A 22085-nucleotide genomic window follows, 5' to 3' on the forward strand; every position below is an offset into this window, starting at 1 on the left:
AGAGCGGTGGGGCTGTGGTACAATCCGGGCCAACCAATTGGATCATTCGTGCGCGATCACGTGTGCGTCGTGATTGCATTACGGGTGTTCGCGTCTGAACGCTCCCCGGCCCCCGCGGCCGGGGCGTTCAGGCAGCAGGGCTTCTTGAACAGGACCAGGATTTGACGACCCATGGGTGAGATCGCCAGAGAGATTCTGCCAGTCAATATCGAGGACGAGCTGAAGCAGTCGTACCTTGATTACGCGATGAGCGTCATCATCGGTCGAGCGCTGCCCGATGTCAGGGATGGACTCAAGCCGGTGCACCGTCGCGTGCTGTATGCCATGCATGAACTGCGCAACGACTGGAACAAGTCCTATCTGAAATCGGCGCGTGTTGTCGGTGACGTCATCGGTAAGTATCACCCGCATGGTGACAGCGCCGTGTACGACACCATCGTGCGCATGGCCCAGGACTTCTCCATGCGCTACATGCTGGTGGATGGACAGGGCAACTTCGGCTCGATCGACGGCGATAGTGCCGCCGCCATGCGTTATACCGAAGTGCGCATGGCACGACTGTCGCATGAGCTGCTCTCGGATCTGGAAAAGGACACGGTTGACTGGGTCGACAACTATGACGGCACCGAGCGTATTCCCGAGGTGCTGCCAACGCGTGTTCCCAATCTGCTGGTCAACGGTGCCTCCGGCATTGCAGTGGGCATGGCGACCAACGTGCCGCCGCACAACATGGGCGAGGTCATCGACGGCTGTCTGGCGCTGATCGAGGACCATACGCTCAGCGTTGATGAGCTGATGGAGTATATCCCCGGCCCGGACTTTCCGACCGCCGGCATCATCAACGGTCGTGCCGGCATTCTGGACGCCTATCGTACCGGTCGCGGCCGCATTCACGTGCGCGCCCGTCATACCGTCGAGCACGATGAGCGTACCGGACGCGATCATATCGTCGTGACCGAGCTTCCCTACCAGGTCAACAAGGCGCGTCTGATCGAAAAGATCGCCGAGCTGGTCAAGGAAAAGCGCATCGAAGGTATCGCCGAGCTGCGCGATGAGTCCGACAAGGACGGCCTGCGTGTTGTCATCGAGACCCGCCGCGGCGAGTCCGGCGATGTGGTGGTCAACAACCTCTTTTCCCAGACCCAGCTTGAGACCGTGTTCGGGATCAACGTGGTGGCGCTGGAAGGCGGCCAGCCCAAAACGCTCAATCTCAAGCAGCTGCTGGAAGCCTTTGTTCGCCATCGCCGTGAGGTGGTGACCCGTCGCACGCTCTATGAGCTGAAAAAGGCCAAGGAGCGTGGCCACATTCTTGAAGGCCTGACGGTTGCCATCTCCAACATTGATGAAGTGATCGAGCTGATCAAGGCCTCGCCCAATGCGGCCGAGGCGAAGGAAAAGCTGATCGCGCGTGACTGGCAGCCGGGTCAGGTCATCGACATGCTGGACCGCGCCGGCGCCACGTCCTGCAAGCCTGACGACATCGAAGAGAGCTGTGGTCTGTCGGACGACCGCGGCCGCTACCAGCTCTCTGCCGCTCAGGCCCAGGCCATTCTGGAGTTGCGTCTGCACCGTCTGACCGGGCTTGAGACCGAAAAGCTGCTCGATGAGTACAAGGGCATTCTTGATACCATCGCCGAGCTGACCCGGATTCTTTCCTCCGCCGATCGCCTGATGGAAGTGATTCGCGAAGAGCTGGAAGCCGTACGCGATCAGTATCGCGACAAGCGGCGCACCGAGATTCAGAACAGCCGTCGTGATCTCACGATGGAGGATCTGATCGCGGCCGAGGACATGGTGGTCACCATTTCCCGCAGCGGCTATGCCAAGACCCAGCCGCTGTCCGACTATCAGGCCCAGAAGCGTGGCGGACGCGGCAAGTCGGCGACCAGCATGAAGGATGAGGACGTCATCGAGCATCTGCTGGTGGCCTCGACCCATGACACCGTGCTGCTGTTCTCCGATCGCGGCAAGGTCTACTGGCTCAAGGTCTATGAGATGCCACAGGCTTCGCGCGGCTCGCGTGGCCGACCGCTGGTCAATCTGCTGTCGCTGGATGAAGGCGAGTGGATCACCGCGATCCTGCCGGTAAAAGAGTATCGCGACGACAGCTACATCTTCTTTGCTACCGCCAACGGCACGGTCAAGCGTACGACGCTGGATCAGTTCTCGCGTCCGCGCAGTGCCGGTCTGATCGCGCTGGATCTGGATGAAGGCGACCGTCTGGTAGGTGCTGCCATTACGTCGGGCAGCGATCATGCCATTTTGCTGTCCTCCAATGGCAAGGCGATCCGCTTTGACGAAAACGACGTGCGCGCCATGGGCCGTACGGCGCGTGGTGTGCGCGGCATGCGTTTGTTGGGCGATGCCCGTGTCATCAGCCTGATCATTCCCAGCACGACGACCATCGATGACAGCGCCGACGATGAAACCGAAGTGGAAGCCAGTCAGATCAGCGAAGGTCAGTGCTATATCCTGACGGCGTCGATCAACGGCTACGGCAAGCGAACCCGGCTCGAGGAGTTCCCGCTGCGCGGACGAGGCGGTCAGGGTGTGATTGCCATGCAGACCACGGCCCGTAACGGCGCGCTGGTCGCCGCCATCCAGGTGGGTGAAAGCGACGAGATGATGATGATCTCCGATCGCGGCACGCTGGTCCGTACTCGTGTCAGCGAGGTCTCCATCAGTTCGCGTAACACTCAGGGCGTCACCCTGATTCGTACCGTCAAGGGCGAAAGTCTGGTGTCCACGGTGCGTCTTGACGAGCTGGAAGCCGAGGATGACGCGCTGGTCGAGGATGAGGAGGCCCTGACCGAAGAGACCGGACAGGCCCCGGACACCCTTGATGACAGCGATGCCGAGTCGGCACGCGAAGACTAGAACCATCGGCGCCTTTCATGGAAAGGCGCCGTTATTTTTTCAAGCCTGTCGAGACCTGACATGACCCGACATTTCAACTTCTGTTCCGGCCCAGCCACGCTGCCCACCGCCGTGCTTGAACGTGCACGTGATGAGATGCTCGATTTTGAAGGACGTGGCCTTTCCGTCATGGAAATGAGCCATCGCAGTGACGCCTTTATTTCTGTGGCAGAACGCGCCGAGGCCAATCTGCGTGAGTTGATGCAGGTGCCGGACAATTACAGCGTGCTGTTTATGCAGGGTGGGGCCACGCAGCAGTTCGGGTGTGTGCCGTTTAACCTGCTGGGGCAGGGCGGTCGTGGCAACTATCTGGATACCGGTATCTGGTCGCAGAAAGCGCTGAAGGAAGGCCGGCATCTGAGCGAAGCGCATCTGGTAGCCTCGGCCGAGAGCAACGGTTATACCGCCGTGCCCGGTCAGGAGGCACTTGCGCTGTCCAGTGATGCCGCCTATCTGCACTACTGTGACAACGAAACCATCGGCGGGCTGCAGATGGATTACGTGCCACAGGTCGAGGCGCCGCTGGTCTGTGACATGTCCTCCTCGATTCTGTCGCGTTCGGTGGATGTCTCGAAATTCGGCGTGATCTATGCCGGGGCGCAGAAAAATATCGGTCCGGCCGGCATTGTCATTGTGATCGTGCGCAATGACCTGCTGGATCGCGCTCGTCGGGAAACGCCGTCCATGCTCAACTGGAAGGCGTTTGCCGACAACGGATCAATGCTCAATACGCCGGCGACCTATGCCTGGTATCTCTCGGGGCTGGTCTTTGAGTGGCTCAAGGCCCAGGGCGGGGTAGATGCCATCGAGAAGATTAACCGTCGCAAGGCGCAAAAGCTTTATGACGCCATCGATACCAGCGGCTTTTATTCCAATCCGATCGCTGCGGCCAACCGTTCACTGACCAACGTGCCCTTCGTACTCGGTGATGAGTCGCTCAACAAAACGTTTCTTGCCGAATCAGAAGCCGCGGGTCTTTTGACGCTCAAGGGACATCGCAGCGTGGGCGGTATGCGTGCCAGCCTTTATAACGCCATGCCGGAAGAGGGCGTTGATCGACTGGTGTCCTTCATGCAGGACTTTGAACGTCGCTACGGGTAGAACACATGACGGATCAGCCTTCATCCCATGACAACAGCGGTCAGGACGTGGACCTTGGCGCCCTGCGCGATCGTATCGATACGCTGGATCAGCAGATTCTTGATCTGATCAGCGAGCGTGCGGCCTGTGCCCAGCAGGTGGCACACGTCAAGCTTGCCGAAGACCCCGAGGCACTGTTTTATCGCCCCGAGCGCGAAGCTCAGGTCCTCAAGCGCATCATGGCGCTTAATCAGGGGCCGCTGCCCGGCGAGGAGATGGCGCGCCTGTTCCGGGAAATCATGTCGGCGTGTCTGGCGCTGGAAAAACCGGTACGGGCCGCCTATCTCGGCCCGGAAGGGACCTTTACCCAGCAGGCGGCGCTCAAGCATTTTGGCGATAGTGCCATCTGCATGCCGCTGCCGGCCATTGATGAAGTGTTTCGTGAGGTGGAAGCCGGTGCGGCCCATTACGGCGTGGTGCCGGTAGAGAACTCGACCGAGGGCGTGGTCAACCATACGCTGGACTCCTTCATGGATACGTCACTGCGTATCTGTGGTGAGGTGGTGCTGCGCATTCATCACCATCTGCTGGTGGGCAGCAACACGCGTCGGGACAAGGTGTCGCGCATCTATTCCCATTCGCAGTCACTGGCGCAGTGTCGCAAGTGGCTGGATGCCCACTATCCGCATGCCGAGCGTGTGGCCGTCTCCTCCAACGCCGAAGCGGCGCGCCGGGTCAAAAGCGAGTGGCACACCGCGGCCATTGCCGGTGACATGGCGGCACGGCTTTACGGCCTTGAGCGCCTCGAGGAAAAGATCGAGGACATGCCGGACAACTCGACGCGCTTTTTGATCATCGGCAATCACGATGTGCCGCAAAGCGGTGAAGACAAGACGTCGCTGGTGGCCTCCATGCGCAACCAGCCCGGTGCCCTGCACGACCTGCTTGAACCCTTCCATCGCCATCACGTTGACATGACGCGCCTGGAGAGCCGGCCTTCACGGCACGGTCTCTGGAACTATGTCTTCTTTATCGATTTCAAGGGGCATCAGGAGGAGCAGCGGGTGCAGGCCGCGCTTGAAGAGGTGCGGCTGCGCGCTGCCGATGTCCGGGTGCTGGGGTCCTATCCGGTGGGTGTGCTTTGAGCGAGCAGGACATTTCGAAGTTGCCGTCCGTGTTGTCAGAGGAGTCCGGTATCCTGGTGGTCGGGCTGGGGTTGATCGGTGGTTCGCTGCTGGCGGCTCTGCGTGATGCCGGTTATGCCGGGCGCTGCTATGGCGTTGACCTCAATCCCAATGAGGTCTCGCTGGGGCGGCGCATGGGGCTGATCGATGACGGCGGCCCGGACGCGGCGGCCTTTTTGCCGCACGTCTCGCTGATCGTTCTGGCCGTGCCGGTCATGGCCATTGCGCCGGTCATGGCGCAGCTGAGCCGGCTGCGCCGTCATGGTCAGGTCGTCACCGATGTGGGCAGCACCAAAACGGCCATTCGTGATCAGATCCGGGCGGCGTTGGGTCGGGTGCCGAGTTGGCTGGTGCTGGGGCATCCCATTGCCGGCGCCGAAAAAAGCGGCGTCGAGGCGGCCAATCCGACGCTTTATCAGCGTCATCGCGTTATCGTCACGCCTGAAGCCGATACCGACCCGGAAGCGCTGCGTCGCATCGAGAGTCTTTGGCGTACCTGTGGCGCCTACATCGAACGATTGACGGTCGAGCGCCACGATGAGGTGCTGGCCCGTACCAGCCACCTGCCGCACCTGCTGGCCTTTTCACTGGTCGATACGCTGGCACGTCAGGACGACCGACTGGATATCTTTCGCTACGCCGCCGGCGGCTTTCGTGATTTTACCCGCATCGCCGGTAGTGATCCGGTCATGTGGCGCGACATTTACCTTGCCAATCGGGAAGCTGTCCTTGAGGCGCTTGCCGAGTTCGAAGCCGGCGTCACCGAGCTTCGCACTGCCGTGGCAGACAGTGACGGCGATGCCATGCTGGGCATCTTTTCCCGCGCGAGCCACGCGCGTCATTATTTCGACAGATTACTCAGCCAGAAGAGCTATCAGGTCATGGAAACCAGAAACGTTATGTACCGTGCAAGCGCCGGCGGTCAGGTCAGGGGCAGCATTCGCGTGCCCGGCGACAAGTCGATGTCGCATCGCTCCATCATGCTGGGTGCGCTGGCCGAAGGCGTCACGACCGTCGAGGGCTTTCTCGAAGGCGAGGACAGCCTCGCCACGCTTCAGGCCTTTCGTGAAATGGGCGTGGGGATTGAAGGCCCCCAGGCCGGTCGTGTGGTCATCCACGGTGTCGGCCTTTACGGGCTGAAGCAGCCGAAAGGGGCGCTGTATCTGGGCAACTCCGGTACCAGCATGCGTCTGTTTGCCGGGCTCATGGCCGGCCAGGCATTTGACGTTACCCTGACCGGAGATGACTCTCTCAATCGTCGCCCGATGGGGCGTGTGGCTGACCCGCTGCGGCTGATGGGCGCTGTCATCGATACCGGAGAAGGCGGGCGGCCGCCGCTGACCGTGCGCGGTGGCCAGCGCCTGGCCGGTATCGATTACGATCTTCCCATGGCCAGTGCCCAGGTCAAGTCGTGCCTGCTGCTGGCCGGCATGTACGCCACCGGGGATACCCGGGTACGTGAGCCGGCGCCGACCCGCGATCACACCGAGCGCATGCTCACCGCTTTTGGCTACCCGGTCACGCGTCACGAGGACGTCGCTCACATTGAAGGCGGCGGCAGCCTCACGGGCGGGTTTATCGACGTGCCGGCAGATATCTCCTCGGCAGCCTTCTTTCTGGTCGCGGCGTCCATTACTCCGGGCGCGGATCTGACGCTTGAGCATGTCGGGATCAATCCGACCCGCATCGGCGTCATTAATATCCTTCGCGAGATGGGCGCCAGCATCGAGCTGCTCAACGAGCGCAAGGTCAGCGGCGAGCCGGTCGCTGATATTCGCGTGCGCCACGCCGAGCTTCACGGCATCGATATTCCGGCCGATCAGGTGCCGCTGGCCATTGACGAGTTTCCGGTACTCTTTATCGCCGCTGCCAATGCTCGCGGTACCACGCGCCTGCGCGACGCGCTGGAGCTGCGGGTCAAGGAGTCCGATCGCATCAAGGCCATGGCCGACGGCCTTGACGTGCTGGGCGTGGTCAATACCGTAGTGGAGGACGGTATCGATATCGTGGGCGGTCGCTATCAGGGCGGAGAGGTCGAAAGCCTGGGTGATCACCGCATTGCCATGGCCTTTACAGTGGCTGCCCTGCGCGCTGAAGGGGATATCACCATCCGTGACTGCGCCAACGTGGCAACCTCGTTTCCCGATTTTCCTGCCCTGGCCGGTGACGTCGGCATGCAGGTCGAGGCCGTTTCGGAGGGCGCATGACTCAGCAAATCGAGACCGCCGTCATCGCCATTGATGGACCGGGCGGCGCCGGCAAGGGCACCATCAGTCGTCTGGTGGCTCAGGATCTGGGCTGGCATCTGCTGGATTCCGGCGCGCTTTACCGTCTTACGGCGCTGGCGGCCATGCGTCGTGATATCGACATGACCGATGCCGCCGCACTTGAGTCGGTGGCACGTGAGCTGGATGTGGTTTTTGTCAGCGAGGGCGAGCATACGCGCATCATGCTGGAAGGCGAGGACGTCAGCACCGACATTCGCAATGAGCATGTGGGCGGGTGCGCCTCGCAGGTCGCATCAATTACCGGCGTACGTGATGCGCTGCTGGCGCGTCAGCGCGAATTTGCCAAAATGCCGGGGCTGGTGGCCGATGGTCGTGACATGGGCACCGTGGTGTTTCCCGACGCCCCGCTCAAGATCTTTTTGACCGCCAGTGCCGAGGAACGGGCAAGAAGACGCCATGATCAGTTGCGAGAGGCCGGGCAACATGCTAGCCTTTCGAGCCTTTTAAAGGAGATAGAGGCTCGGGACGCGCGTGACATGCAGCGAACGGTGGCGCCATTAAAGCCTGCCGAAGATGCGGTCACCATCGACACGACCGAGCTTTCGATCCCGGATGTCGTGGCACACATTGAAGCACTTCTCTCCCTGCGTGGTTTGAAAAGCCCGCAATGAGCGCCTGAATTTCCGGAGGCCCCGGCAAGACGTCATGGGGTGGCAGCGGTCAACACCTGTAAACCCTGCCACGTCTAACCAGCGTTAACGTCCCCGGGGAGTTTGTCATTGGCCCGCGCTTGCTGGTGGCGTGGAGAATGCAGCCGTCCTGGTTGCTTTTTGTTGATCACTATAGGAATACCATGAGCGAAAGCTTTGCAGAACTGTTTGAACAGTCTCTTCAGGACATCAACATGGAACCCGGTGCCATTGTCATGGCGACCGTGGTGGACATTGAAGGTGACTGGATCACTGTCAACGCCGGGCTGAAGTCCGAAGGGCAGATCCCTGCGGCACAGTTTCGTAGCGACAACGGTGAACTGACCATCAGTGTCGGCGATGAAGTCAAGGTTGCGCTGGAAGCCGTGGAAGACGGTTTCGGTGAGACGCGCCTGTCTCGCGAAAAGGCCAAGCGTGCCGAAGCCTGGAAGGAACTGGAAGCAGCCTTCGAGGAAAACGAAGTCGTCAAGGGCGTGATCAACGGAAAGGTCAAGGGCGGTTTCACCGTCGATGTCAATTCCATCCGTGCCTTCCTCCCGGGCTCGCTCGTCGATGTCCGTCCGGTTCGCGATACCGCGCACCTGGAGAACAAGGAACTCGACTTCAAGGTCATCAAGCTTGATGCGAAGCGCAACAACGTTGTCGTTTCCCGTCGTGCCGTGCTTGAAGCCGAAAACAGTGCCGAGCGTGAAGCGCTGCTCGCGACACTGCAGGAAGGCCAGCAGATCAATGGTATCGTCAAGAACCTGACCGATTACGGCGCCTTCGTTGATCTGGGCGGCGTTGATGGCCTGCTCCACATCACCGATATGGCCTGGAAGCGTATCAAGCATCCGAGCGAAATCGTGGCTGTCGGTGACGAGATCAATGTCAAGGTGCTGAAGTTTGACCGTGAGCGCAATCGCGTATCGCTGGGTCTCAAGCAGCTGGGCGAAGATCCGTGGGTCAACATCAAGAATCGTTATCCTGAAGGCACCAAGGTCAACGCACGCGTGACCAATCTGACCGACTACGGCTGCTTTGCCGAGCTGGAAGAGGGTGTTGAAGGTCTGGTTCACGTCTCCGAAATGGACTGGACCAACAAGAACATCCATCCGTCCAAGGTGGTTCAGGTCGGTGACGATGTCGAAGTCATGGTGCTGGATATCGACGAAGAGCGTCGTCGTATTTCGCTGGGCATCAAGCAGTGCACGTCCAATCCGTGGGAAGACTTCAGCTCGCGCTTTGCCAAGGGCGACCGTGTCTCCGGTACCATCAAGTCGATCACCGACTTCGGTATCTTCATCGGTCTGGACGGCAGCATCGATGGTCTGGTGCATCTGTCCGACATCTCCTGGAACGAAACCGGTGAAGAAGCCGTTCGCCGCTATCGCAAGGGTGAAGAAGCAGAGGCTGTCATCCTGTCGATCGATCCGGAACGTGAGCGCATCTCGCTGGGTATCAAGCAGCTTGAAAGCGACCCGATGTCCGAGTATCTGGCCGTCAATGACAAGGGCGCGCTGGTATCCGGCCGTGTCACTGAAGTTGATGCCCGCGAAGCCTATGTCGAGCTGGCAACTGACGTCATCGCCGTGCTCAAGGCTGCCGAGATCAGCAATGACCGCGTTGAAGACGCCCGTACCGTGATCAATGAAGGCGATAGCGTTGAAGCACGCATCGTGGGCGTTGATCGCAAAAACCGCGTCATCAACCTGTCCATTCGCGCCAAGGATCAGGACGAGACGCGTCAGAACATGCGCAACATGCGTGAGCAGGAGACCGAGACTTCCGGTCCGACCACGATCGGTGACCTGATCAAGCAGCAGATGAATCAGGACTGATAACACGCCGGTAGCCGTCACTGGATGGCCATCGATGTATGTTCAGGCACATGAATGACCTTGTCGTCAGCAGGATCGACCCTGCTGGCGACAACGTTGAAATCACGGATTTAATCGCCCCTGATGATTCAGGGAGACGGAGGTAGCATGCAGGTCGTCAGCTCACTCAAGTCAGCCAAGACTCGCCACAAGGATTGCCAGGTCGTTAAGCGCCGCGGTCGCGTTTACGTTATCTGCAAGTCCAACCCGCGCTTCAAGGCCGTTCAGGGCCGTCCGAAGCCCAAGCGTTAATGCCTAAGGCATGATCGGATACCCTCGGGTATCGACGCGAAAAGGCCCCCGATGCATCATCGGGGGCCTTTTTTACGTCGTGCAATCAAAAGCGCCGAATAAAAAGGCCCATCCAGTGGATGGGCCTTTTTGCGCTCATGAGTCGATGAGGCTGACCATTAGCGCTGGTCGCTGCGATTTTCGATGGTCTTGCGGTAGTTATCGATAAAGGGCTTTTCTGCCTTGTCGATACGATCCATGCCGGCCACCACACGATGCCAGTACGGATACTGCGGCGCCGGACGGGTGGCCGCTTCGATGCGATCGATATCGTCCTGATCAAGCGTCATCTCGGCGGCGGCCAGATCATCCTTGAGATGCTCTTCACTGCGCGCCCCGATGATGAGTGAGGTCACGCCCGGACGATCCTTGAGCCAGGCAAGGCAGGTACGGGGAATCGAGGCGTTATGCTTCTCACCGATCTCGGCCAGCAGCTCGATGATGTCATAGGCGCGCTCCATGTCATGAATATAGGGCTCGGGCCAACCGTTGCCCTGACGCGTGCCTTCCGGCGCTTTCTGACCGCGACGCAGCTTGCCGTTGAAGACACCTTCTCCCAGCGGTCCCCAGACCAGCGTGCCCATATTCTGGTCGATGGCCAGCGGCATCAGCTCATATTCGGCCTCGCGCGCCTCGGGCGTGTAGTAGATCTGCTGGCTGATCGGCTGGGCCAGATTATGCAGTTCGGCCTTGCCGATGGTCTTCATCATCTGCCAGCCGGTGAAATTGGAGGTGCCATAGTAGCGAATCTTGCCGCTTTGAATCAGATGGTCGAGGGCATAAAGCATCTCTTCGACAGGTGTCACGCCATCCCAGTTATGCATCTGATAAAGATCGATTCGATCCGTACCCAGCCGCTTGAGGCTGGCTTCGCAGGCGTTGATCAGATGATAGCGTGAGAACCCGCTGTGGTTGGGGTTGTTGCCCATCGGGCTTCTCGCCTTGGAAGCGAGAATGATGTCATTGCGCTTGTCGCCAAGTGCGCGACCCACCAGCTCTTCGGCTTCTCCCATGGAGTAGAGATCTGCCGTATCGATCAGATTGACGCCGGCATCGAGTGCCATGTCGAACTGGCGGCGTGCACCGTCAACGTCGACGCTGGCCGCTTTTTCAAAGCCGCCGCTGCCACCGAAGGGCACGGTACCCAGCACGATTTCAGACACCAGCAGACCGGAGTTGCCAAGCGGACGATATTTCATGTGAAAGCTTCCCTGTTTTCCAGACCAGACCGACCGGATCATCGGTCGAGCCACAATCCTGGCAGATCATATCGAGCCAACAAGTCGGAAAGCGCCGATTCGCAGGAAAGCGCCCAACGATTCAAGGGCCGGTCTCCGGCTACTCGCTGCGACGCTCGCGCAGCTCATCAAGCACCAGGGCGAAAAAGCCTCGAATCTCCTGAAGTCTGGGCCGGGCCTCGTGAATCAGGGTGTCTACCGATTCGAGCTCACGTTTCTGGGCTTCCCGCGTGACCAGTTCAGCCCGGATTTCCTTTATCAGCTCGGCGGAGTCATTCAGCATGGCCTCGAGCTCGGCCGTTGACGTGGTCTCGATGCGATGTTCGATGCTCATGGCCTTATCCTGTGACAGCGGTGATGGCAATCAGTGTGGCAGGTAGCGCAATGAAGGCGCCCAGAACCCAGGCCGCGGCCAGCGCTTTTCGCTCGGCGGCCAGTTCTCCCAGTCTCAGTGCGCCCTTGACAGGCAGCAGCCTTAAAAACGGCAGGCCGCCAATAATGAGCATGGCAAAAAGATTGAAGAACAAATGGACCAGCGCAATTTCCAGCGCCAGTGTGGCATTGGCGCCGCTGATGGCCGTGGCGGCCAGCAGCGCAGTAAAGGTAGTGCCGATGTTGCTGCCGATCGTGAAAGGATAGATCTGTTTCAGTGAAAAGGTCCCTGATCCCGCAAGTGGCACCATCAGGCTGGTGGTGGTCGAGGATGACTGTACCAGCAGAGTGACAAGCGCCCCGGAAGTGACGCCGCTGACCGGCCCTCGACCAATGGCGTTGTTCATGATGCGTTTGGCGCGCCCGACCATCAGGCCCTTTAGAAGCTTGCCGATATAGCGAATGGACAGAAAGATCGCCGCGATTCCCAGCGCGATCATCACGATACCGCTCAAAACGTTCGGCAGTGTGGAAACAAGGCGCTCTACCGTGCCGGTGACGGGATCGGTTGCCATACCGATCAGATTGGCGTTATCGATGGACAGGTCGGCATCGCCGTAAAAGATCACGGCGGCCTGTTCGGCCAGACGCTCCAGAGGGCTAAAGAGAATCTCCAGCGGCAGCAAAATGATGACCGCCAGGAAATTGAAGAAATCGTGCACGGTGGCGGCAGCAAACGCGCGCTGGAATTCCTCCTTGTTGCGCACGTGCCCCAGGCTTACCAGCGTGTTGGTCATGGTGGTGCCGATATTGGCGCCCATGACCATCGGTACCGCAATCGCAACCGGCAGTCCGCCGGCCACCATGGCCACGATGATGGAGGTCACCGTCGAGGAGGACTGAATCAACGAGGTGGCCATAATGCCCACCATCAGGCCGACAAAGGGGTTGGTAGCAAAGTTGAAAAGCTGTTCGGCGTGACCGCCCGTGGCCGTTTTAAAGCCATCGCCAATGACCGAAACGGCGCAGATGAGACAGTAGATCAATAAAAAGAGCGTGAGCCACCGTCTCGTGCGCCCGCCGTGTTGAACATTTTCATCATGGCGGTCTGCATCATGATAGTCAGTGGCCTGATCGGCCATGCCCTTCGTTGCTTCAGTCATCGTGTATTCCTCGCCAGGAAGTCGGCCGTCCTCGTGTCTTGATTCAGCCTGACCAGCTTGACCGACAACCGATGACAGTGACGTGACGAGCGATTTAAAAAATGACCGTGCTTGCCTTGTATCCGATACTTTTATTGCTCAGGGCATGGCTGTTGTGGCCCTGCAAAAGACATGTTGATCGCACGGGGCAGGCATTCGACAGGCGGGTCAAAAGAGGCGGGTAATGGCGTCTATAAAGAGGGATCGCCGGCCCGGGCCGGCGATCGTTAGACAGAAAGAGGCAGGATTTAAAAGTCTTCTTCGGTGACATCATCGGGTGATAGACGCAGCCCGCCTGCAGGCAGCGGGTGGCTATCAAGTCTCGGACCATCCTGTGTCAGTTTAAGACGTCCCTGCATGAACCAGCGCACCGTCATGGGATAGATGACGTGTTCGCGGGTAAGCACCCGCTCGGCCAGCGCCGCATCATCATCATCGGGGGCCACACTGACCGCGGCCTGGACCACGACAGGGCCACCATCCAGCTCGTCGGTGACGAAGTGAACGCTGGCGCCATGCTCCTTTACACCGTCGGCAAGCGCCCGCTCGTGCGTGTTCAGACCGCGATAGGCCGGCAGCAGCGACGGGTGAATATTGAGCATTCGGCCGTGATAGCGCTGTACAAATGCCGGCGTCAGAATGCGCATAAAGCCCGCCAGCACGATCAGATCCGGCGCATGTCGATCGATGACCTTGACCAGTGCTGCATCAAAGGCGTCTCGCGACTCGTATTCGTGATGGGGCAGTACCACGGCCGGAATGCCCGCTTCACGGGCACGCACCAGACCGTAGGCATCGCCGCGGTTGGAGACGACGGCCGCAATTTCGCCGCCCAGCTCGTCATGGGCTTCGGCATCGATCAGCGCCTGCAGATTGCTGCCGCTTCCCGAAATCAGGACAACCAGCCGCTGACGGTCGGGCCGTTCGAACTGATGATCCTGCTCGACGGTTTCGTTATCGGACATGGAGATTCCTGCTCAATTACTGACGTGCGTTGTCAAGCACAACGCCTGGCTGTGTCTCTTCCGAGCGGCTGACATACCCCAGCCGGTACACGGTTTCCCCCGTGCTCTCCAGAAAGGTCTCGGCCTGCTCGGCCTGTGTCGCGGGCACGACCACGACCATGCCGATGCCGCAGTTGAGCACGCGGTGCATCTCGGTTTCGTCGATATTGCCTTCACGCTGCAGCCAGTCAAAAACAGCCGGACGGGGCCAGGCCTGAGCATCGAGATGGACACTGGTGTGCTCCGGCAGTACGCGCGGAATGTTTTCGAGCAGGCCGCCCCCGGTAATGTGGGAGAGGGCATGTACGGCAATATCGCTGTCATGAAGCATGGCCAGCAGCGATTTAACGTAGATGCGGGTCGGGGCCATCAGCGCCTCGCGCAGGGTCTGACCATCTTCCAGCGGTGTATCGGGTTTGGCGCCGCTGCGCTCGAGCACGCGACGAATCAGCGAGTAGCCATTGGAGTGCGGGCCGCTGGAGGCCAGGCCCAGGACCACGTCACTTTCGCCGACCCTGGAGCCATCCAGAATTTCCGATTTCTCGACGATGCCGACGCAAAAGCCTGCCAGATCGTAGTCGGAGCCTTCATACATGCCCGGCATTTCCGCCGTCTCGCCGCCCACCAGAGCGCACCCGGCCTGACGACATCCCTCGCCGATGCCCGTGACCACATCGGCGGCCATCTCGACGTTGAGCTTGCCGGTGGCGTAGTAGTCGAGAAAGAACAGCGGTTCGGCGCCGGCGACGACCAGGTCATTGACACACATGGCGACCAGATCGATACCGATGGTGTCGTGACGTCCCAGATCCATGGCCAGTCTCAGCTTGGTGCCGACGCCGTCGGTGCCCGATACCAGCACCGGCTCGCGATAGCCGCTGGGGAGCTGACACAGCGCGCCAAAACCGCCGAGCCCGCCCATCACTTCCGGTCGCATTGTACTTTTGGCGACATGCTTGATGCGTTCGACCAGCGCATTGCCGGCGTCGATATCAACACCGGCATCCTTGTAGGAGAGGGAGTCACGAGACGAAGGCTCGGTCATGTTGGGGTCCTGTCACTGAAAATGAGACGGGGTTCCGGCCGGGGCCAGAGCGATAATCAAGAAGGGCAGCATTGTACCATCGGCCATGGTGGATCGCATCGCACCTGCAGGGCCCGGCGGGGCAGATATCAACAGGCTGCCCCGAATCATCGGGTTCATGATAATGTGGCTGCTGTTCCCCTTGTCTTGAGCATGGACGCCGTAATGAGTCCGGATACCCTACAGCTTCCGCTAGGTGTTGGTGTGCGTGATGACGCCACGTTTGCCAGCTTCTGGCCCGGTGCCAATGCAAGCCTTGTCACCCATCTGCGCCATCAGCTCGATGACGGCGGCGAGCAGTTCATCTATCTGTGGGGCGCCTCCGGCAGCGGGCGCACCCATCTGCTTCAGGCCGCCTGTCTGGAGGCGAGCGATCGCGGCGCCAGAGCGCTGTATCTGCCGCTCGATGACCTGGGGCACTTTCCGCCACACATGCTTGAGGATCTCGAGGCGCTGGATCTGGTCGCCATTGACGATCTCGAACGCGTGATAGGCCGCAAGCGCTGGGAAGAGGCACTTTTTCACTGCTTCAATCGTCTGAGGGATGCCAGCTGTCGCCTGGTGATTGCCGCCCAGGCTTCCCCCCGTGCAATGCCCGTAGTGTTGCCGGATCTGGCCTCACGGCTGGGGTGGGGCATGACCTTTCATCTGCAGCCGCTCAGCGATCAGGACCGATTGGAAGTGCTGCGGCTGCGCGCGCACCAGCGCGGCATGCAGCTCCCCGATGAAGTCGCTCGATATCTGCTGCATCGCGGGCCGCGCCGGCTGGGTGACATGCTGGCGCTACTGACCCGTCTTGATCGCGCTTCACTTTCAGCGCAGCGTCGGCTGACCATTCCCTTCGTCAAGCAGGCGCTTGACTGGTAACGACGAATGTCGAGAGCTGTCAGGGAAAACTGGCGGTTCCGATGAGACAACCTATACTGGAAACCATCACTTCTGGTTTCCTGTTCACCGCCCACTTCCCCGGGCGGTTTTTTATTGTCTGCGGTATGCCCCGGCTCCTGTTTTCAACACCTGCCTGATATGCAGGCATAAAAAAACCGGCCTTTTACAGGCCGGTCTTTTATAACGCTGTCTGGCGGGCAGGGATCAGCGACGCGTGATCAGTGCGCCCAGAACAAAGCCAACGGTTGCAGCGATGGCCAGTGCGCCAACCGGCTGCTTGACCGTGAACTCACGAGCGCTGTCGACGGCTTCGCCGTACTGGGACTGTACCTGACCTGCGGCGCTGCGCAGCTTGCCTTCGGAGCGGTGCTCGTTGTCATCGGTAAAGTCACCATAGGCTTCCTGCGCCTTGCCTACTGCGTTTTTGGTTTCGCCTTCGATCTGGTTCTTGAACATGGTGTCCTGGCTCCGATGGGTGAATAAATTCTGTACTTTCTTAAATCTATCTCATGTTGGCGGTTACGCCAGGATTATCTTCATTTCGGCACAACAAAATTGTCACGTGAAGAAAGTGCAGCAGGCTGATCCCGGAGCGATACGTCACGGCCAACTTCGCAGATATCAGGGGGCCAGCAGGTAGCCGCAGAGGTAGAAGCGTCAGCGACGTAAATGGCAAGTCAGCAAGCTGTCCCATCTCTCGCCACCGGTCTCGTCACGCTGATAATATGGATGCATGAACAGTATCCCTGCCTGCACAGCGCCCCATGATGCGCCGCTTTTGACCGTTGCGGATTCGCTCAACGACCCGCGCTATTACCTGGTCAATTTTGAAAACGTTCTGACCTGGGTGAGCGAGCGCTACGACGATCTGCTTGATGAGGATGAGCGTGATTTTATCGCGTGCTTTCAGGGCTTGCCCGTGGCGTCAAAAGCGCTGCTGGTACGCATGGTGATGCGCAAGGGCGAGCATTTTCGCATCGATCGGCTCAATTACGACGAGATCGGCGACATCGAGGCGGCGCTGGCACCGCTGATCGAGCAGGGTCTGGTCGACAGTGGCCCCTGTCTGACCCTGGATCGCCTTTTTGATCTTTTCACGCGTGACGAGCTGATCGCCCTGTTTGGTGATTACCTGCCCAGGCCGCGCGACCGCAAGGCGGTGCTGAAAGAGACGCTGGCGCCAACGTTTGATCAGGCGTTGACACCAACGGCGTGGGCGACGGCGACCGGCCGGGCCATGGTGGCCGACGTTGTCCGTTTGACCATCATGCCGGTCTGCGAGCGTCTGCGACTGATGTTTTTTGGCAACCTGCGCCAGCAGTTTTCCGAGTTCGTGCTGGCGGATCAGGGGATCTACCGTTTTGAAGTGGTCCCGTTTACACCGGACTCCCGGGCCTTTCAGCGCCGTGAGGATATCGAGCGCTACTGGCAGATTCACGAGTGCCGTGAGCGCTTCGAGGCCGGCTGCGATATTGATGAGGTGCTGGCAGGCCTGCCAGCACGCCTGGATGACAGCATCTGGCTGGAGGCGCGCCGGGGGCGAGTCATCTACGCCATTGCCCGCCACTGCGAGCGTCAGGGGGGGCTGGTACGGGCCGCCGAGCTTTACGGCCAGAGCGGCCACGGCGAGGCGCGCATTCGACGCATTCGGGTGCTGGAGCGCCTCGGTGAACATCACCAGGCGCTGACCCTGTGCACGGCGGCGCAACAGGCGCCGACCAGCGAGGCCGAGCGTCAGCAGAGCGCCCGGATTCAGCCGCGGCTGCATCGCGCGCTGGGCATGGACAAGCCGTCGAGTGAGGTGCAGGCACCCGTCAGGCGCCATGACCTGACCCTGCCCCGCAGCGGGTCCGTGGAACGCAGCGTTCGCGAGCATCTTGACTCGGCAGAGGCCCCGGTCTTTTATGTCGAAAATACGCTGATCAACGCGCTGTTTGGCCTGCTGTGCTGGGAGGCCATCTTCGCCCCGTTGCCGGGGGCGTTTTTTCATCCGTTTCAGAGCGGCCCGGCCGACCTGATGCGTCCGGAGTTCTATCCCCAGCGTGAACAGTCCTTTCAGCGCTGCCTGGCCCGTCTGGAAGAGGGCAGCTGGCGCGAGACCATCGTGCAGCGCTACCAAGACAAAAGAGGCATCCAGTCACCTTTCGTGCACTGGGGGGCGCTCAGTGATGAGCTTTTGACACTGGCGCTCGAGTGCCTGCCGCCCGAGCATCTGCGCGCCTGGTTTGAGCGGCTGCTGACCGATATCCGCGCCAATCGCGCCGGCATGCCCGATCTCATTCGCTTCTACCCGCAGGCCCCCGAGGGCTCGCCGCGCTATGAGATGATCGAGGTCAAGGGGCCGGGCGACCGGCTGCAGGACAATCAAAAGCGCTGGATTGCCTTTTGCGCCCGCCATGACATGCCGGTCGCGGTCTGTCATGTGCGCTGGGACAGCGATGAGGGCGCGCCGTGAGCGCAGACCATGTGATGACGCCGTCGAGCGATGTCGAGACGCCGCGCTATCGCGTGGCGGTGCGCGCGCTGTGTGAGTTTACCGCGCGCACCGGCGATCTGGATCTTCGATTTACGCCCGCGCCCACCGCGCAGCAGGGGATTGCCGGCCATCAGGTGGTGGTCGCGCGCCGCGGCGAGCACTACGAGCATGAAGTCACGCTTGAGGGCCGGTATGGCGCGCTGATCGTGCGGGGCCGTGCCGATGGCTATGATCCGGTGCGCCAGCGGCTGGAGGAGGTCAAGACCCGCCGAGGCGATATCGAGGCCATGCCGGCCAATCAGCGCGCGCTGCACTGGGCGCAGGCGAAGGTCTATGCCGCGCTGATGTGCCGTCAGCGCGACCTTGAGCGTTTGGAAGTCGCGCTGGTCTATTTCGATATCGAGCAGCAGCGTGAAACCGTGCTGACGGAGACCATGGACCGCCACACGCTGGAGGCGTTTTTTATCGCGCAGTGCGAGCGTTTCATCGACTGGGCCGAGCAGGAGCTTGCCCACGAGGCGGCGCGCGCGCAGCGGCTGACGCAGCTTGCGTTTCCTCATGCCGATTTTCGACCCGGCCAGCGCGCATTGGCCGAAAGCGTTTACAAGGCGATCAGCACCCGGCGCGATCTGATGCTGCAGGCGCCCACCGGCATCGGCAAGACGCTGGGCACCCTGTTTCCGGCGCTCAAGGCCATGCCGGGCCAGCAGCTTGATCGACTGTTTTTTCTTACCGCACGCACCACGGGGCGCCGGCTGGCGCTGGAAGCCCTGATCACGCTGGGCATGGCGGATGCCGCTGAAACGGGAGACGGCCCGGCGGTGCGAACGCTGGAGCTGATCGCACGTGACAGGGCCTGCGAGCATCCGGAGCTTGCCTGCCATGGCGATAGCTGCCCGCTGGCCAATGGCTTTTACGATCGTTTACCCGAGGCGCGACAGGCCGCGGTCGCACGAGGCTGGCTGGATCATGCCGGGCTCCGGGACGTCGCTCTGTCTCACCGTGTTTGCCCCTACTATCTTGGTCAGGAGATGGCGCACTGGTGCGATGTGGTGATCGGCGACGTCAATTACTGGTTCGACACCAGCGCCATGCTCTACGCCCTGGCGCGGCAGCATCAGTGGCGGGTGAGCGTGCTCGTTGATGAGGCCCACAATCTCGTCGAGCGCGGGCGGGCCATGTATGGCGCCGAATTTGATCAGGGTCGCTTTGCCGCGGCCCGGCGTGACGCCCCGGCGGCACTCAAGCGGGCGCTGGACCGACTCTGGCGGCAGTGGAAGGCACTGCTGCGGGACCATGACGGCGACTACATCTGCCTGGAAACACCGCCGCGCAAGCTTTTCAACGCGCTGTCGCAGTTCGTCACGGCCGTGGGGGACATGATGGTCGAGACGCCCATCGGTCTTGAAAGCGCGCTGCTGGAGGCCTGGTTTGATGCCATGCAGATCGTGCGCATCGCCGAACTCGCCGGTGAATGCGACCCTGACCACTATCTCTTTGATATCGAACGCCGCGGCAAAAGCGCCACGCTGTCACTGCGCAATGTGGTGCCGGCACCACTGCTGGCTGCGCGCTTCGAGGCGGCCCACGCCGTCATCCTGTTCTCGGCGACGTTGTCGCCGGCCGGCTACTACCGCGACCAGCTCGGGCTTGAGGCCTCGACGCCCTGGCTCGAGATGGCCTCGCCCTTTACTGCCGGGCAGCTCGAGGTGCATCTGGCCGGGCATATTTCCACGCGCTATCGCGACCGGGGGGCGTCCCTTGCGCCCATTGCCGAGCTGATGGCGCGTCAGTTTCGCCGGCGCCCCGGCAACTATCTGGCCTTTTTCAGCAGCTTTGACTATCTCGAGCGGGTCAGCGAGACGCTGGCCGAACACGCACCTGACGTGCCGCAGTGGGCACAGGCGCGACGCATGTCGGAGCCCGAGCGGGACGCCTTTCTGGCGCGCTTCACGCTGGCAGGGCAGGGCATCGGCTTTGCCGTGCTGGGCGGGATTTTCGGCGAGGGCATCGATCTGCCCGGCGAACGGTTGATCGGCGCCTTTGTGGCCACGCTGGGTCTTGCGCAGTTCAACCCGGTCAATGAGCAGATGAAGGCCCGCATGGAGACACTGTTCGGCGATGGCTACCGCTATGCCTATCTCTATCCGGGCATGACACGGGTGGTCCAGGCCGCCGGTCGCGTGATTCGCTCACCCGAGGACCGGGGCGTCATTTATCTCATCGATGATCGTTTCCAGCGTGGCGAGATTCAGGCCCTGCTGCCGGGCTGGTGGGCACCGCCGTCGTCTGATCGACCGACTGACGTTGCCGGATAGGGCAGAGCATCATTGAAAAGGGCCGTCTCAGGGCCCACTTGAGAACACACTGTTTTTTTCGAATCGATTGGCGGCCTGTGCCTTCAACAAAACGATGATCAAACCGGCAGGCCGTGGCGAGGCGACTGCGCTACGCTCAACCCCATATCGATTCATGACATGACACATCGCCGGTTACCGGCCTGCGGTGTCGTCGGCACTCCGGGATACTCACATGGCACGATTGAACCATTACAGCAAGGCGGATCACGCCATCGACTGGCAGCTCGACAGCGTGGTGCATGAGCTTCGAGGGGCACGCGAACAGTGGCGCGCCGATCACGGACGGACCAACGAGTCCGGCGGGCGCAGTCTGCCATCACGCGAGATCATCAACGAGGTGGTCGAGGCCGTGATCGGGGCCGTATTCCCCATGCGTCTGGGGCCTTCCAACCTGCGCCATCACAGCGAAGACTACTTTATCGGCTACACGCTGGATGCCGCACTCAATGCGCTGCTCGATCAGGTCGTGCTCGAACTGGACCATACCGCCATGCGTCGCGGTGAAACGCCCAGGGACCACTCCGATCAGGCCATTGCCATCGTGCGTGATTTTGGCGCCATGCTGCCCACCATTCGCCACTGGTTGGATATCGACATCATGGCGGCCTACCGCGGCGACCCGGCAGCGCACAGCGTCGATGAAGTCCTTTTGTGCTATCCGGGCATCACCGCCATCATCTATCACCGCTTGGCGCATCAGCTTTATTCGACCGGCGCGCCGCTGCTGGCACGCATGGTGTCCGAGGCGGCGCATTCGGCCACGGGCATCGATATTCACCCCGGCGCCAGTATCGGCTCGGGCTTTTTCATCGATCACGGCACGGGTGTGGTCATCGGCGAAACCGTTATCATCGGCGATCGGGTACGGATTTATCAGGCGGTCACGCTGGGCGCCAAGCGCTTTCCGGCCGATGAGAACGGTCAGCTTGAAAAGGGTCACGCCCGCCATCCGATCGTTGAAAACGATGTGGTCATCTATGCCGGCGCCACGATTCTCGGGCGTGTCACCATCGGGCATGACTCGATCATCGGCGGCAACGTCTGGCTGACTCGAAGCGTCGAGCCGCACAGCAACGTCTCTCAGGCCAGCCTGCAGAAATCACCCTGCTGAGATGTTCCTGCGAGTCTCCACGACGTGAAAGGCCGGGGCAATCGCATAATCGGGCGCCAGCATCTACACTTGCGTCCTTTCC

General features: G+C 60.7%; 17 protein-coding genes. 11 read left to right on the forward strand and 6 right to left on the reverse strand.

Going from position 1 to position 22085, the window contains the following annotated elements:
* Positions 1-171: 171 nt before the first annotated feature.
* The 7 genes from gyrA to ykgO all read left to right on the forward strand — a co-directional run bounded on the left by gyrA (position 172) and on the right by ykgO (position 10229).
* Positions 172-2877 carry a DNA gyrase subunit A gene (gyrA, locus tag ACS92L_RS03250; protein ID WP_438767045.1) on the forward strand — a complete coding sequence of 902 codons (2706 nt, stop codon included), beginning with the start codon at positions 172-174 and terminating at the stop codon, positions 2875-2877.
* Positions 2878-2937: 60 nt separating this feature from the next.
* A complete protein-coding gene (serC, locus tag ACS92L_RS03255; RefSeq protein WP_438767047.1) occupies positions 2938-4017 on the forward strand; it encodes a 3-phosphoserine/phosphohydroxythreonine transaminase in 1080 nt (359 codons plus the stop codon).
* A gap of 5 nt (positions 4018-4022) precedes the next feature.
* Positions 4023-5141, forward strand: coding sequence for a prephenate dehydratase (pheA, locus tag ACS92L_RS03260; protein ID WP_438767049.1), 1119 nt, complete (start codon positions 4023-4025; stop codon positions 5139-5141).
* Positions 5138-7387, forward strand: a complete 2250-nt coding sequence (locus ACS92L_RS03265; protein WP_438767051.1) for a bifunctional prephenate dehydrogenase/3-phosphoshikimate 1-carboxyvinyltransferase — start codon at positions 5138-5140, stop codon at positions 7385-7387. The genes pheA and ACS92L_RS03265 overlap by 4 nt, the downstream gene beginning before the upstream one ends.
* Positions 7384-8079, forward strand: a complete 696-nt coding sequence (gene cmk, locus ACS92L_RS03270) for a (d)CMP kinase (protein WP_438767053.1) — start codon at positions 7384-7386, stop codon at positions 8077-8079. Before ACS92L_RS03265 ends, cmk begins: the two co-directional genes overlap by 4 nt.
* 182 nt (positions 8080-8261) lie before the next feature.
* A complete protein-coding gene (rpsA, locus tag ACS92L_RS03275; RefSeq protein ID WP_438767055.1) occupies positions 8262-9938 on the forward strand; it encodes a 30S ribosomal protein S1 in 1677 nt (558 codons plus the stop codon).
* A 147-nt stretch (positions 9939-10085) separates the two neighbouring features.
* Positions 10086-10229, forward strand: a complete 144-nt coding sequence (gene ykgO / locus ACS92L_RS03280) for a type B 50S ribosomal protein L36 (RefSeq protein WP_086901426.1) — start codon at positions 10086-10088, stop codon at positions 10227-10229.
* Positions 10230-10387: 158 nt separating this feature from the next.
* Here the strand turns inward: ykgO and ACS92L_RS03285 are convergent, their stop codons facing one another.
* The 5 genes from ACS92L_RS03285 to purM form a co-directional block, all read right to left on the reverse strand.
* On the reverse strand, positions 10388-11467 hold the full coding sequence (locus tag ACS92L_RS03285) for an aldo/keto reductase (protein ID WP_438767057.1): 1080 nt from the start codon (positions 11465-11467) through the stop codon (positions 10388-10390).
* A 139-nt stretch (positions 11468-11606) separates the two neighbouring features.
* Complete coding sequence (locus ACS92L_RS03290; RefSeq protein ID WP_438767059.1) at positions 11607-11840, reverse strand: hypothetical protein; 234 nt, start codon at positions 11838-11840, stop codon at positions 11607-11609.
* A 4-nt stretch (positions 11841-11844) separates the two neighbouring features.
* Entirely contained in the window at positions 11845-13041 is a 1197-nt protein-coding gene (locus ACS92L_RS03295; RefSeq protein WP_438767061.1) for a Na/Pi symporter, read from the reverse strand.
* Positions 13042-13328: 287 nt separating this feature from the next.
* Positions 13329-14045, reverse strand: a complete 717-nt coding sequence (gene purN, locus ACS92L_RS03300; protein WP_438767063.1) for a phosphoribosylglycinamide formyltransferase — start codon at positions 14043-14045, stop codon at positions 13329-13331.
* Between the two features lie 16 nt (positions 14046-14061).
* The gene (gene purM, locus ACS92L_RS03305) at positions 14062-15129 is read right to left on the reverse strand and encodes a phosphoribosylformylglycinamidine cyclo-ligase (RefSeq protein WP_438767065.1); all 1068 of its coding nucleotides are present in this window, start codon (positions 15127-15129) and stop codon (positions 14062-14064) included.
* Positions 15130-15333: 204 nt separating this feature from the next.
* On the opposite strand from purM, the gene hda reads away from it, so the two are divergent.
* On the forward strand, positions 15334-16035 hold the full coding sequence (hda, locus tag ACS92L_RS03310; protein ID WP_438767067.1) for a DnaA regulatory inactivator Hda: 702 nt from the start codon (positions 15334-15336) through the stop codon (positions 16033-16035).
* 225 nt (positions 16036-16260) lie between these two features.
* Here the strand turns inward: hda and ACS92L_RS03315 are convergent, their stop codons facing one another.
* The gene (locus tag ACS92L_RS03315) at positions 16261-16512 is read right to left on the reverse strand and encodes a CsbD family protein (protein ID WP_438767069.1); all 252 of its coding nucleotides are present in this window, start codon (positions 16510-16512) and stop codon (positions 16261-16263) included.
* A 277-nt stretch (positions 16513-16789) separates the two neighbouring features.
* Here ACS92L_RS03315 and ACS92L_RS03320 point away from each other — a divergent pair, with 277 nt between their 5' ends.
* The 3 genes from ACS92L_RS03320 (at position 16790) to epsC (ending at position 22003) form a co-directional block, all read left to right on the forward strand.
* Positions 16790-18511 carry a VRR-NUC domain-containing protein gene (locus tag ACS92L_RS03320; RefSeq protein WP_438767071.1) on the forward strand — a complete coding sequence of 574 codons (1722 nt, stop codon included), beginning with the start codon at positions 16790-16792 and terminating at the stop codon, positions 18509-18511.
* Positions 18512-18525: 14 nt separating this feature from the next.
* The gene (locus ACS92L_RS03325; RefSeq protein ID WP_438768405.1) at positions 18526-20850 is read left to right on the forward strand and encodes an ATP-dependent DNA helicase; all 2325 of its coding nucleotides are present in this window, start codon (positions 18526-18528) and stop codon (positions 20848-20850) included.
* 214 nt (positions 20851-21064) lie between these two features.
* Complete coding sequence (gene epsC, locus ACS92L_RS03330) at positions 21065-22003, forward strand: serine O-acetyltransferase EpsC (RefSeq protein ID WP_438767073.1); 939 nt, start codon at positions 21065-21067, stop codon at positions 22001-22003.
* Positions 22004-22085: the final 82 nt, after the last annotated feature.

The organism is Kushneria halocnemicola (assembly GCF_965650455.1).
Taxonomy (GTDB): domain Bacteria; phylum Pseudomonadota; class Gammaproteobacteria; order Pseudomonadales; family Halomonadaceae; genus Kushneria.